Here is a 14021-nt window from a genome sequence, read left to right on the forward strand (position 1 = left end):
GTTTAGCCGTCATATTTCCTACTTCTTCTCATCAACATTTTCGCTTATTAAGTCTCATTGTACCACAGACCACTTCCACCGTCACCAAAAATCTCTTCTTATTCATTCGCCAATTTCGTTAGCGTTTCCCCAGCAATCCGATACACCGTCCAATCCTCCATCGCCTCCGCGCCCATCTTCAAATAAAAGTCAATACTCGGCTTATTCCAATCCAAGCACCACCACTCCAACCGGCCACATCCACGCTCCACCGCAATCTCCGCCAACCGCTTCAAAAATGCCTTCCCGAATCCCTTCCCACGCACATTCGGTTGCACATATAAATCCTCCAAATAAATCCCCGAACGCCCCAGAAAAGTTGAAAAATTATGAAAAAATAACGCGAATCCAACCGATTCACCATCATACTCACCAATCAAAACTTCCGCTTTCTCCTTCTCAAACAACCACTCGTGCAACGCCTCTTCCGTCGCCACAACTTGGTCCAACATCCCTTCATACTCCGCCAATTCCTTAATAAATCGCAATACTAACGGAACATCGCCCTCCGCTGCAAATCTAAACTGTAATTCTGCCATCCTAATTCCCCCTAAATATCTATAATTCGCCATTATTATACACTAAAAAAGAACATACCTGCAAAAAACAGATACGTTCTCCAAAATTATTATTTCGCTTCATTGAGTCGGTTTTCCAAACGGTTTACCACTTTTTCACGACCTAGTACTTCGATTGATTGTGGTAATTCAGGACCGTGCATTTCACCAGTAACAGCAACACGAATCGGCATGAATAAGCCTTTTCCTTTTGCGCCAGTGGCTTTTTGCACACGTTTAATCGCAGCCTTCACTTCATCCGCCGCAAATGGTTCAATGGTAGCCATTTCTTCTTTAAACGCCGCCAAAACTTCTGGCACTTGTTCGCCAGCAAGCACTTCTTTTTCTTCTTCATCAAATTCTACATCATCCGTGAAGAACATTGCTGAAAGTTCCACGATTTCCGCGCCAAAACTCATTTGTTCATGGTAAAGCGATACGAGTTTGTGCACCCAAGCCAACTCATCCGCATCAGCCGTTGCTGACACAAGACCTGCTTTAACTAAGTGCGGCAAGCATAAGTTCACAACTTGCTCCAAATCTAATTGCTTCACATATTGGTTGTTCACCCAAGTCAATTTATGCGTATCAAACAACGCCGGCGACTTCGATAAACGCTTCGGATCAAAGATTTTAATAAACTCTTCCTTAGAGAAAATCTCATCTTCGCCCTCCGGAGACCAACCAAGCATGGCGATAAAATTAAACAACGCATTTGGCAAATAACCTAAATCTTTATACTGCTCGATAAATTGAATAATCGACTCATCACGTTTACTCAATTTACGTTTGCTTTCGTTCACGATTAGCGTCATATGACCAAACGTTGGCGGCTCCCAACCATACGCTTCATAAATCATCAGTTGTTTTGGCGTATTCGAAATATGATCATCCCCACGCAACACATGCGTCATTTCCATTAAATGATCATCAATCGCCACCGCAAAATTATACGTCGGAATCCCGTCTTTTTTCACGATAACAAAATCACCAATACCATCTGATTCAAAAGACACATCGCCTTTGACCATATCGTTAAACGTATACGTCTTGCCTGGTTGTACCGCATAGCGAATGCTCGGTTTCAAGCCTTGTGCTTCCTTCTGCGCGCGTTGTTCCGCCGTCAAATGACGACATTTCCCACTATAACGCGGCATCATGCTATTCGCTTTTTGCTCTTCACGTTCTGCTTCCAGCTCTTCCTCCGTACAGTAACACTTGTACGCCTTGCCTTCTGACACGATCTGCTCAATTAGCGGATCATACAGATGTTGACGCTCACTTTGACGATACGGGCCATAATTACCGCCCTTGTCCACGCCTTCATCCCAATCCATGCCAAGCCACGCCAAATTCTCTAACTGGCTCGACTCACCATTTTCGATGTTCCGCTTTTGGTCCGTATCCTCAATACGAATCACAAAATCGCCATCATTATGTCTTGCAAACAAATAATTAAACAACGCCGTACGCGCATTCCCAATATGCAAATGCCCCGTTGGACTTGGCGCATAACGCACACGCACTCTCTTTGCTTCACTCATTTTTATCACTACTCCTTCATTTTTCTAAAAGTACAACCGCAAGACTAGCAATTCCTTCGCCGCGTCCTGTAAATCCTAATTTTTCCGATGTCGTTGCTTTGACATTCACCTGCTCTGGCGTCGCGTGCAATAATTCCGCGATACGCGCTTTCATCGCATCCACATATGGCGCCATCTTCGGCTTCTCCGCAATAATCGTGCAATCAATATTGCCTAGCTTATAGCCCTCTGCCTCAATCTCCGACCAAACCTTCGTCAAAAGTTCCGCCGAATCCGCGTCCTTATAAGCCATATCCGTATCTGGGAAGAAATGCCCAATATCACGCTTACCAACTGCGCCAATCACCGCATCCGTCACCGTATGAAGCAGCACATCCGCATCACTATGACCTAGCAAACCTTTCTCATATGGAATCTCAATCCCACCAATAATCAGCTTGCGGCCCTCCACTAGCTGGTGCACATCATAGCCTTGCCCCACTCGAATCATACCCGATTCCTCCATTTCTCCTGCAAAATCGCTTCCGCAAAAGCAATATCCTCTGGTGTCGTCACTTTAATATTGTTATAGCTACCTTCGACCATATGAACCGCGACGCCCATTCGTTCCACCAGACTCGCCTCATCCGTCCCTAAAAACTTCGCCTGTTTCGCAATCTCATGCGCCCGCTGCAAAATTTCCGTTCGAAAAACCTGCGGCGTCTGCACTTGCCATAAAACCGAGCGATCAATCGTCTCCTCAATCACGCCGTCACGCACCCGCTTCATCGTGTCCTTCACTGGTACACCACAAATCGTCGCGCCATGAACCGCCACATCCGCAAGCAAACGATCAATCATCACCTGATCCACAAAAGGTCGTGCACCGTCATGCACCATGACAAAATCCGCTTTTTGACCACACGCAGCAAGTCCCTTCGCAACACTATACTGCCGCTCCGAGCCTCCCGCCACAATCAAAACCTCTTTTTGCACATGCAGTTCTGCAAGCATATCACGCACATAATCCAGCTCATCCTCTTGCGCCACAACGACAATCCGACAACAAGCCGCATCTTCCAAGAACGTACGAATCGTATGGATAAACAAAACATTGCCCGAAAGCTCCAGCCACATTTTATTCTGCCCTAACTGCATTCGCTTCCCCTGACCAGCCGCCAAAAGAATCAATTCATATTTCATCAAACATTTCTCCTAAAAAGCCAAATTAAGCCGGTTTTGCAAAAATCATACGTCCTGCAGAAGTTTGCAAGACACTCGTTACTTCCACTTGAATCGTATCATTAATAAACTTGCGTCCATCCTCAACGACAATCATCGTACCGTCATCCAAATAAGCCACACCTTGATTATGCTCCTTACCATCTTTGACAACAAGAACCGTCATCTTCTCACCTGGCAATACGACAGGCTTCACAGCATTCGCCAAATCATTAATATTCAGCACTGCCACGTTTTGGAATTCACAAACTTTGTTCAAATTATAGTCATTCGTTACGACTTTACCTTGCATTACTTTTGCCAATTTCACAAGCTTGCTGTCCACTTCCGCAATGTCCTCGAAATCGCCTTCGTACATTTCTACTTTAATCTTGTCCTCTTTTTGCAGTCGGTTCAAAATATCCAACCCCCGACGACCACGCGTCCGCTTCAACGTATCCGACGAATCTGCAATATGTTGCAACTCCGCCAATACAAACATCGGAATCACAATCGTCCCATCAAGAAAACCAGTTGTTAAAATATCCGCAATCCGGCCATCAATAATAACGCTCGTATCTAAAATCTTGTATTCGCGCGCCGCCGTAGCCTCTTCCTTCACTTCCTCAGGAGTCTTCTTCTTCGCACCACGCGCCGCAAATAAGTTGCCCCATTCATTACGTCGACTAATCCCAACTCGGAAGCCCAGATAACCAAGCACCAATGTCAAAATAACAGGCACAACCGAATTCAAAATCGGAATTTTCGTCTGATTCAGCGCATTTCCCGCAAAAAAAGCAATGACTAAACCAATCATAAGCCCCAGACCACCGTAAATAATCACTGTATTAGAAGTTTTCGTAAGCCCGTTTTCTAACCAGTTCAAAGCGGCAACCACATACTTCACCGCCCAAAAAGTAAAAAGATAAAATATAAGTGCACCAACCAAGGCGTCTGTATAAGGATTATTAATGACAAAAATATCGTGAACACCAAGCGTTTCCCAAAGTTCAGGCAACGTGAACACACCAATCGTACCGCCAATAATCATAAAACAAATTCTAATTACCCATCTCAGCATTAGTTCTCCTCCTTTCGCTTCATTTCTAGTCTCACCTCTTCATTCTACACTAAGGAAAGCCCGTATCGCAATTAAAACGAGACTGTATCGCAAAATAACAGCCCCGTCACCCGTATCATTTCGGTAATGCCTTGCTCAGCGCCTCGCCAAGTGTGGCAACTCCAACAAGCTCAACGTCCTTTGGAAGTTTCCATTCCCCTTGATTGTTCGCCGGAATAAAGATGCGTTTAAAACCTAATTTTGCAGCCTCTTGCACACGCTGCTCAATCCGCGATACCCGTCGTATCTCACCCGTCAAGCCAATCTCGCCGATGAAACAATCCGTACTTTTCGTAGGCTTATCATTATAACTGGACGCAATGCTCACCGCCACAGCCAAATCAATCGCCGGCTCATCCAGTTTCACACCACCAGCCGCCTTCAAATAAGCATCCTGATTTTGCAACAACAAGCCAACCCGTTTCTCCAGAACCGCCATAATTAGCGACACCTTATTGTGATCCATCCCGGTGGCCATCCGTTTCGCATTCCCAAACATCGTCGGCGAAATCAGCGCCTGAATTTCCACCAAAATTGGTCGCGTTCCTTCCATAGAAACAACAACCGTCGAGCCCGAAGCCCCGTCCAGCCGTTCCTCCAAGAATACTTCCGACGGATTCGCGACTTCCACAAGCCCAACATCCCGCATCTCAAAAATACCAATCTCGTTCGTCGAGCCAAACCGGTTTTTCACAGCCCGCAAAATGCGGTACGCGTGATGTCTCTCACCCTCAAAATAAAGCACCGTGTCCACCATATGTTCCAACAAACGAGGACCCGCAATCGCGCCTTCCTTCGTCACGTGACCAACGATAAACACAGCAATATTGCCACCCTTCGCAATCCGCATCAATTCCGCCGTACACTCCCGAACCTGCGACACACTTCCCGCCGCACTCGTCACATCCGGATGATAGACCGTCTGAATCGAATCAATAATCACGAAATCCGGCTTCACATGCTGAATCGTCTGCTGAATCGCCTCCAGATTCGTCTCCGCGTACACATACAAATTGTCCCCCGTCACAAGCAACCGTTCCGCCCGCAACTTCGTCTGTTTCACCGACTCCTCACCAGAAATATAAAGCACTCGCTTCCCAGTTGTCGTCAATTGCGCCGAAACCTGCAGTAACAGCGTCGACTTCCCGATTCCCGGATCACCACCAACAAGCACCATCGAGCCCTGAACAACACCACCACCAAGCACCCGATTAAGCTCAGGCATCTGCGTCTCAAATCGCGGCTCATTCTCACTCGTTATTTTCGTAATCGGAACAGCCGCAGCCGCTTCACCCGTATGCGTAAACGTCGAACGCCCCTTCTTCGTAGGCTCCAACATCTCTACCATCTGATTCCAAGCCCCACAATTCGGGCATTTCCCCATCCATTTCGGTGATTCATAACCACATTCCTGACACATGAATTTCACACTACGCTTCGCCTTCGCCATTCTCAAATCACCTTCCAATTTTTCATATCTGTCCCTATTCTACCACACTTTCCCCAACAAAAATCGCCCAACTCTAAAATTCTATTTTAACCCTTGTTCCTGTTTTATAACGCCTAATTCCTCTTTCAAGCAATCTAAAAACAGCTGTTTAACCCCCGATAAAAAGTCGCGATTTCTCCGTCTTAATACACCAATCGACAATAATTGATTTTCTAACGGTATCGAAATTCTCACAACACCATCAGGTATCGCAGTCGATGACAAAACAACCCCCACAAAATCCGTCTCCGAAATAATGGCCGGTATTGCTGAAATTTGGCTTATAGAATGAAAGAACGGCGTCATCTCGCGCTTCGCAAACTCCCTTTCCAATTGCAATCTATATAAACAATTAGGACCACCCGTAACCAGCGTGTATGAAATTAAATCTTTAATACCCCAATCCGTTTTCCTAGCCAACTCATGCTCTTGATTTACAATAAACTGTATCGACTCACTATAAAGATGTTCATGATGTAGCCCCGCTAAATCCTCAGGCTCCCCCGAAATCGCAAAATCAAGCGCTTCCTCATCTAATAATAACCTAGAAAGCATATCCGTATTCCCCACCGTAATATGACAACTAACATGTGGCTTACGAGCATTAAACCGCTTCATTGTATTAGCAAGAACTAAATCCGATAGCGATTCAATAACGCCAATACGCAACATCCCAATCTCCTCTTCCTTCAGATCCGCAGCCTTTTCAAGAACTAAATTCCAATGATTGATCAACATATTTACTTCATTCGCATATATCCTCCCCGATTCCGTCAATTCCGAATTCCAACCACGTTTAAACAAAACAATCCCCAACTCTTTTTCCAATCTTTGTATCTGATTAGTCACCGTCGACTGAGAATAATGCAACTTCTCCGCAGCTTTAGAAAACGTCCCTTCCTCCACTATCGTTCTAAAAGTAATTAACTCCTTCAAATCCATAAAACCATCTCCATCCCAAAAATCGATAATGATGTTAAAATAATTCAATTATACAAATAAAGATAGGTCATGTAAACTAAAATCAAAGGAGGCGTTTAAAATGCCATTTGTACGAATAGAATATATGAAAGAAGCCCACCATAACAAAAATTTAAACAAAATTAGTAAAACCATTCAGCAAACCCTAATCAATGAATTCGATGTCCCAATCAAAGATTACTTTCAAGTTTTTCAAAGCCATGAGGCACACGAATTTTTCTATGACGAATCTTATTTCCTAAATAGCAAACGCTCCAATAAATTATTATACATCTATGTAACACTAGCACCCGGTCGTTCTAAAGCCAAAAAGCTTCGGTTTTACAAAGAGCTCTCCACCTCATTATCAACCCATTGCGGCATACAAACGGAAGATATATTTATCCTGCTTGTTGAAACAGAACGCGAAAACTGGTCATTCGGAAACGGCCTCGCCCAAGCATTAGAAGGAGGCATTCCCATTGAAAAATAGACCAATCCTATCCACTGCCAAAGAAAATTATGACGACCTAGCTCCCACATTTGTCGAATACACAGAGAAAGTTCTGTTCGGCGATGTCTGGCGTAGAGAAAACTTATCACTTCGAGACCGCAGCCTCATTACAATAAGCGCCCTAATCACCGCAGAACATCTTAATCAACTTCCATATCACTTAAATTTAGCTCACGAAAACGGGCTTTCAAACGAAGAAATCATCGAGACCATCACACATTTAGCATTCTACGTTGGATGGCCTCGCGCAGCCTCCGCACTAGACATCATAAAAAAAGAAGAGTCTGGGACATAACCCAAATAAATCGGCGACAAGCGCTCGCATTCAGGGAGTTTGGCGGACTTCCGGTTCTCACATACACAAGTATGCTCCGCTTCCGGCTTCCACCAAACTCCCTGAATACAAACGCTTTCGCTCGATTTGTGTATAGCAATATTTTTCATCCTACCCAAAGTAAATGGCTTAGCGGTTTTGCTTTATCTTGGATTTGTCCCGGCCTCTCCTCCTCAAAATTAATTATTAGGATCTGGAATCAAGCCAACCGGTGGGTGCGGAATATACAGCTCTTCCAAATACGCCACCTCTGACTGCTCAAGTTTCACATCAAGCGCGCCAACAGCACTCACCAAATGGCTCTCCTTCTGCGCACCAACAATCGGCGCCGTAACTTGGCTTTTTTGCAATAACCACGCAAGCGCAATCTTATCACGCGTCACACCATGATTTACAGCCACCTCAGCTAACCGTTCCACAATTCCCCGATCCGCATCCATCATCCCGTCATATTTCGAATGTTGCACCTGATCCGTCTCCGAACGAAAACTCGTTTCCGACCAATCCCGCGTCAAACGCCCCGAAGCAAGCGGACTATACGGCGTCACAGCAATCTTTTCATCCCGACAAAACGGAATCATTTCACGTTCTTCCTCCCGATAAATCATATTGTAATGATTTTGCATCGACACAAATTTTGTCCAACCATTGCGCTCAGCCACCCGTTGCGCCTTCTGGAATTGCCACGCATACATCGCACTAGCCCCAATATACCGCGCTTTTCCAGATTTCACAACATCATGTAGCGCCTCCATCGTCTCCTCAATCGGCGTATCATAATCCCAACGATGAATAATATACAAATCTACATAATCCGTTCCCAATCGTTCCAAACTATGATCAATCTCACTCAAAATCGCCTTCCGTGACAAACCGCCACCATTTGGCTGACCAGGTCGCATAATCTGGTGAACCTTCGTCGCAAGCACGATATCATCACGATTCGCATAATCATTCAACGCCCGTCCAAGAATTTTCTCACTTTCACCCATCGAATAAATATTCGCCGTATCAAAAAAATTAATTCCTAAATCCAGCGCCTTTTTAATAACTGGGCGACTATTCTCCTCATCCAAAACCCATTTATGCGTCCACTTTTCCACATCACCAAAGCCCATCGCACCTAAACAAATCCGCGACACATCCATACCAGTATTGCCAAATTTAACGTATTCCATCCCAATTCCTCCTCACTTCATCTATCTAACATCTCCATTGTATCTCTTAGAGCTCACTCCAACGCAAGCAAAAAGAACATCCTATACGCCGTCACAAAATCCGACCCATAGGATGTCCTGCTATTTTATTCTTTTTCTGCCGCTTTCGTTTTCGGCTTTGCTTTCGGTTTTGCCTTTGCTTTCGTCGTTGTTACTTTTTTCTTCGCAGCTGGAGCTTTCTTTTCCTTCACTTGAACCGTCAATTCGCCAGCTTTCGTTCCGATAACGACCGTATCGCCAACTTTCACTGTTCCGCGAAGCAACTCCTCAGATAACCGATCCTCAATATTTTTCTGGATTGCCCGTTTCAATGGACGCGCACCGTATTCAGGATCATAACCATCCTTAGCAATTTTTGCTTTCGCGCTTTCCGTCAAGCTCACGTGAATGTTACGCTCACCCAAACGCTTCGTCAACTGACCAGTTAACAACGTCACGATTTGTTTCAATTCCTTCTCATCCAACGAGTGGAAAACAATCGATTCATCAATCCGGTTAATAAACTCCGGACGGAACGCTTTTTTCAGCGCTTGAAGCATACTATGTTGCATCGCTTTGTGATCCTTCGTCATATCCGAAACATTGAAACCAACCGATTTATCATCTTTCAGTTCCTGCGCTCCAATATTCGAAGTCATAATGATAATCGTATTTCGGAAATCAACAACACGACCTTTAGAATCCGTCAAACGCCCATCATCAAGAACTTGTAGCAACATATTAAACACATCCGGATGCGCCTTCTCAATTTCATCTAAAAGAATAACCGAGTAAGGTTTTTGGCGAACTTTTTCAGTCAACTGGCCGCCTTCTTCATAACCAACATATCCTGGAGGAGCCCCAACCAAACGCGCCGTCGAGAATTTCTCCATGTACTCTGACATATCAATCCGAATCATTGCTTCCTCGTCACCAAACATCGATTCCGCAACCGCACGCGCCAATTCCGTTTTACCAACACCAGTCGGGCCTAGGAAAATGAAAGAACCAATTGGGCGTTTCGGATCCTTAAGACCCGCACGAGCACGTCTCACAGCTAGCGACACGGCTTTAACCGCTTCCGCCTGGCCAATTACCCGTTTATGAATTAATTCCTCCATATTAAGCAATTTGTCCGTCTCTGTTTCCGCCAATTTCGTCACCGGAATACCCGTCCAACTCGCCACGACCTCCGCCACAACGTCTTCTGTCACTTCACTATTATCCTGACCTTGTTTCGCTTGCCAATCTTTCTTCTTCTCCGCAAGTTCCCGACGAAGTTTTTGCTCCTTATCACGCAATGACGCAGCCTTTTCAAATTCCTGACCTTGAACCGCCGCATCCTTCTCTTTTTTCAGCTCAGCCAAGTTCGATTCCATTTCCTTCACATTCGCAGGCGTCGTATAAGCCTTCAAGCGAACCTTTGAACCAGCCTCATCAATCACATCAATCGCCTTATCCGGCAAGAAACGATCCGAAATATAACGATCCGACAACGTCACCGCAGCCTCAAGCGCAGCATCCGTAATAGCCACACGATGATGCGCCTCATACCGATCCCGAAGCCCACGCAAAATTTGAATCGACTCATCCACAGTTGGCTCCTCAACACGAATCGGTTGGAAACGTCTTTCAAGCGCCGCGTCCTTTTCAATGTACTTGCGGTATTCATCTAGCGTTGTCGCACCAATACATTGCAACTCACCACGAGCAAGCGATGGTTTCAAAATATTCGACGCATCAATCGCACCTTCCGCACCGCCAGCACCAATCAACGTATGCAACTCATCAATGAACAAAATAACATTGCCCGCTTGGCGAATCTCGTCCATCACTTTTTTCAAGCGATCTTCAAACTCACCGCGATATTTCGTACCAGCAACAACCGTCCCCATATCCAGCGTCATCACACGTTTTCCGCGCAACGTTTCTGGCACTTCATTACGAACAATCTGTTGCGCCAAACCTTCTGCAATCGCCGTTTTACCAACACCAGGCTCACCGATAAGTACCGGATTATTTTTCGTCCGGCGGCTCAGAACCTCAATCACACGTTGAATCTCTTTCGAACGCCCAATCACAGGGTCCAAATTCTCTTCCCGCGCAATCACCGTCAAATCACGAGCCAAGCTATCCAAAGTCGGCGTCGCTTGCGTATTCGTCGAACGGCCCGAAGTCCCACCGTCCCCGCCACCAAGCAATTGCAATACTTGCTGACGCGCTTTATTTAAACTAACGCCAAGGTTTCCAAGAACGCGCGCTGCGATTCCCTCACCCTCACGAATCAATCCTAACAAAATGTGCTCCGTCCCAACATACGTATGACCAAGCTTCCGCGCCTCATCCATCGACAACTCAATGACCTTTTTCGCACGCGGCGTATATTGAATCGTTTGAACAGCCGTCTCACCCTCACCGATCAAACTCTCTACTTCCTTTTGAACCTTATCAGAACTAATTCCAAGCTCATATAATGCCTTCGCAGCAATACCTTCACCCTCACGAACCAGTCCTAACAAAATATGTTCCGTACCTAAGTTACTATGTTTCAATCTCATTGCTTCTTCCTGTGACAAAGCCAGTACCTTCTGAGCTCTTTGCGTAAATCTTCCAAACATCATGGCAGTTCCTCCTCTAATTTTCGAAGCTAGTATGTATCCAAAATTTCTCGGATAGCCGCAGCCCGAATCACTTTTTCTTCTAATTCATTCATATCCCGCTGCGCAAATCTTCGCAAAAAAGCTGGTTGCGAAAATAATATCAGTTCATTGACCTTTTGACTAGGTATATGCTCAACGTATCCCATCTGTATCCCTAATCGCAAATCAGAAATAGCGTCCGCGGCTTCTTTCTGCGCCAAAATCCGGCTATGTTTCAACACCCCATACGCCCGAAAAATTCGATCTTCCATCGCAATATGAAATGTCTGTTTCAACTTGGTTCGGCAAACCCGTTCCTGCATAATCACCTGTTCCATCACATCCGACAAATCCTGCACAATCTCAAGCTCTGTCTTCCCTAATGTCACCTGATTCGAAATTTGGAAAATATTGCTCGCAGGCCGACTTCCCTCTCCATACATTCCTCTTACCACAAAACCGTACCTTCTAATCGCTTCTACCGTTTTTTGTAATTTTTTTGTTGCAACTAACCCAGGCAAATGGACCATCACCGAAGCTCTGAGTCCCGTCCCAACATTCGTCACACACGTCGTCAAATACCCCAAACGCTTATCAAAAGCATACGGCATATTTATCTCCAACTCATCATCCAGCACAAACGCCTCATTCAAAACCTGCTCCAACTGCAATCCCGGCGCCATACACTGAATCCGAATATGATCCTCCTCATTAAACATCACACTAGCCCGCTCATCATCACTAACCATCACAGCCCCAAAATCCTGCCGCCGCATCATCTCCGGACTAATCAAATGCCTCTCAACCAACATCCCGCGCTCCAAAACCGACAAATCCCCCATCGCTAAAAAAGAGAAACCATCACGCGTACCGAGCTCTTCCCGAACCCGAGCAAACAACTCCACCCCAGCACCAGAAAAATTCCAGTCCTTGAAATTCCGAGCTAGCCTCACACGCGAACTAATCACAACATCACTCTGCGGCCCATCCTGCTCCAACCAAGAACTGAGCACCGGTTTAAATAAATTTTCAGATCCCATCCAAACCAGCTCCATCCTCTTTCAAAGCTTTAATCTGATCCCGCACAATCGCAGCTTCCTCAAAAGCCTCATCCGCAATTAAATGTTCCAATCTTTCCTGCAAAACACGAATCTGCTCCTGCTCAGCAAGCGCACCCCTCTGACTTATCGGAACCTTCCCAATATGGCCCTTGTTCCCATTCTGAGCCCGTTCCACCATCACATTCACCTTCTGCGCAAACTGCTCATAACAATGCTCACAGCCCAACCGAGAAGAATCCAGTACCGCCTGCAAAGACATCCCGCAGTACGTACATTCCAGCATCTCGCTATCCTCTTCCGAAGCCTTCTGCAATAAACTCAAGAAGTCCACACTAGCCTCTGCGATTTGCTCCTGCATATAAGCCATGCTCTGCTTCTCCGCACAATTCTTGCACAGAAACACCGAGAACGTCTCACCATTAAACTCATGTCTAATTTCAATATTCGCTTCATGTTCCCCACAACTCTGACAAATCATAAAACGCCTCCTACTCGTATTTCAACGCCTCAAGCATCGCCTCAAGTATCCGACTACGCATAATATCTCGCTCCGGTAAAGGCAAAGCAATCACATTCCGATCCATCGCAGCCAGCATCAACCTAGCCTCCCGTTTCGAAACAACCTCCTCCTCCAATAACCGCAACAACACATCCTCCGCAAAATTCTGCGACACCTTCTTCTCATGCACCATCACAATAATCGCGTCCAACAACTGCAACTTATCATTCATCTTCACCTTAATAATCCTGATATAGCCACCACCGCCGCGCTTACTCTCAACCAAATACCCACGTTCCATCGTAAACCGCGTATTAATAACATAATTTATCTGCGACGGCACACACTGAAACTGGTCCGCCATCTCACTCCGCTTAATTTCCACAGCCTCACTAGCCTCCAAGACCTGCTTCAAATAAGCCTCAATAATATCCGATATATTCTTCACAAGGATCCACTCCTCTCATCACACTGACTTTGACTATTTTTGACTTTAATTATACTAAAAAAAAGAGCCCAATTGCAAAGAATTAGCCCTAAATAAACAAAAAACCAAACATAAATGCTTGGCAATCCTAAAAATATGTACACTGCCCGGCGACGACCTACTCTCACAGGGGGAAGCCCCCTACTACCATCGGCGCTGAAAAGCTTAACTTCCGTGTTCGGGATGGGAACGGGTGTGACCTCTTCGCCATCATCACCAGACAATGTGATTCGAAAGAACGCTGTTCTCTCAAAACTAGATAAGAAAGTGTATCGCTAACGTTTGTGTTTCACCGAAAAATCATGTATTGGTTAAGTCCTCGATCGATTAGTATTTGTCCGCTCCATATGTCACCATACTTCCACTCCAAACCTATCTACCT

General features: G+C 45.5%; 14 protein-coding genes and 1 rRNA gene. 2 read left to right on the plus strand and 13 right to left on the minus strand.

All coding sequences use genetic code 11. The annotated features are described in order from the left end of the window. Positions 1-98: 98 nt before the first annotated feature. The 7 genes from EP57_RS15430 to EP57_RS15460 all read right to left on the minus strand — a co-directional run bounded on the left by EP57_RS15430 (position 99) and on the right by EP57_RS15460 (position 6891). Positions 99-578: a GNAT family N-acetyltransferase gene (locus EP57_RS15430; protein ID WP_077916881.1), complete on the minus strand. Its 480-nt coding sequence runs from the start codon at positions 576-578 to the stop codon at positions 99-101. Positions 579-667: 89 nt separating this feature from the next. Further along, positions 668-2140, minus strand: a complete 1473-nt coding sequence (gene gltX, locus EP57_RS15435; protein WP_036088165.1) for a glutamate--tRNA ligase — start codon at positions 2138-2140, stop codon at positions 668-670. Between the two features lie 16 nt (positions 2141-2156). Beyond that, complete coding sequence (gene ispF, locus EP57_RS15440) at positions 2157-2630, minus strand: 2-C-methyl-D-erythritol 2,4-cyclodiphosphate synthase (RefSeq protein WP_036088167.1); 474 nt, start codon at positions 2628-2630, stop codon at positions 2157-2159. Next, positions 2627-3322 (minus strand): 2-C-methyl-D-erythritol 4-phosphate cytidylyltransferase, encoded by a 696-nt coding sequence (gene ispD / locus EP57_RS15445; RefSeq protein WP_036088169.1) that lies wholly within the window; start codon positions 3320-3322, stop codon positions 2627-2629. The genes ispF and ispD overlap by 4 nt, the downstream gene beginning before the upstream one ends. Positions 3323-3347: 25 nt before the next feature. After that, positions 3348-4421 (minus strand): PIN/TRAM domain-containing protein, encoded by a 1074-nt coding sequence (locus EP57_RS15450; protein ID WP_036088170.1) that lies wholly within the window; start codon positions 4419-4421, stop codon positions 3348-3350. Between the two features lie 115 nt (positions 4422-4536). Beyond that, positions 4537-5910 (minus strand): DNA repair protein RadA, encoded by a 1374-nt coding sequence (radA, locus tag EP57_RS15455; RefSeq protein ID WP_036088171.1) that lies wholly within the window; start codon positions 5908-5910, stop codon positions 4537-4539. A gap of 81 nt (positions 5911-5991) precedes the next feature. Then, on the minus strand, positions 5992-6891 hold the full coding sequence (locus tag EP57_RS15460) for a LysR family transcriptional regulator (RefSeq protein ID WP_036088172.1): 900 nt from the start codon (positions 6889-6891) through the stop codon (positions 5992-5994). A gap of 100 nt (positions 6892-6991) precedes the next feature. Between EP57_RS15460 and EP57_RS15465 the strand changes: the two genes are divergently transcribed. Both EP57_RS15465 and EP57_RS15470 read left to right on the plus strand, forming a co-directional pair. Continuing rightward, positions 6992-7402, plus strand: a complete 411-nt coding sequence (locus EP57_RS15465; RefSeq protein WP_036088174.1) for a tautomerase family protein — start codon at positions 6992-6994, stop codon at positions 7400-7402. Continuing rightward, positions 7392-7718, plus strand: coding sequence for a carboxymuconolactone decarboxylase family protein (locus EP57_RS15470; RefSeq protein WP_036088175.1), 327 nt, complete (start codon positions 7392-7394; stop codon positions 7716-7718). Before EP57_RS15465 ends, EP57_RS15470 begins: the two co-directional genes overlap by 11 nt. Positions 7719-7936: 218 nt before the next feature. Here EP57_RS15470 and EP57_RS15475 read toward each other — a convergent pair whose 3' ends face one another. The 6 genes from EP57_RS15475 to rrf all read right to left on the minus strand — a co-directional run bounded on the left by EP57_RS15475 (position 7937) and on the right by rrf (position 13860). Next, the gene (locus tag EP57_RS15475; RefSeq protein WP_036088176.1) at positions 7937-8935 is read right to left on the minus strand and encodes an aldo/keto reductase; all 999 of its coding nucleotides are present in this window, start codon (positions 8933-8935) and stop codon (positions 7937-7939) included. Between the two features lie 125 nt (positions 8936-9060). Next, positions 9061-11574 carry an ATP-dependent Clp protease ATP-binding subunit gene (locus EP57_RS15480; RefSeq protein WP_052167719.1) on the minus strand — a complete coding sequence of 838 codons (2514 nt, stop codon included), beginning with the start codon at positions 11572-11574 and terminating at the stop codon, positions 9061-9063. Between the two features lie 26 nt (positions 11575-11600). Next, complete coding sequence (locus EP57_RS15485; RefSeq protein ID WP_036088178.1) at positions 11601-12632, minus strand: protein arginine kinase; 1032 nt, start codon at positions 12630-12632, stop codon at positions 11601-11603. After that, on the minus strand, positions 12622-13131 hold the full coding sequence (locus EP57_RS15490) for a UvrB/UvrC motif-containing protein (protein ID WP_036088180.1): 510 nt from the start codon (positions 13129-13131) through the stop codon (positions 12622-12624). Before EP57_RS15490 ends, EP57_RS15485 begins: the two co-directional genes overlap by 11 nt. Positions 13132-13141: 10 nt before the next feature. Next, positions 13142-13600 (minus strand): CtsR family transcriptional regulator, encoded by a 459-nt coding sequence (locus EP57_RS15495; protein ID WP_036088181.1) that lies wholly within the window; start codon positions 13598-13600, stop codon positions 13142-13144. 144 nt (positions 13601-13744) lie between these two features. Continuing rightward, positions 13745-13860: ribosomal RNA gene (gene rrf, locus EP57_RS15500) — 5S ribosomal RNA — on the minus strand. Between the last annotated feature and the right edge of the window lie 161 nt (positions 13861-14021).

The sequence above is a fragment of the Listeria booriae genome (assembly GCF_000766865.1).
GTDB classification, from domain to species: domain Bacteria; phylum Bacillota; class Bacilli; order Lactobacillales; family Listeriaceae; genus Listeria_A; species Listeria_A booriae.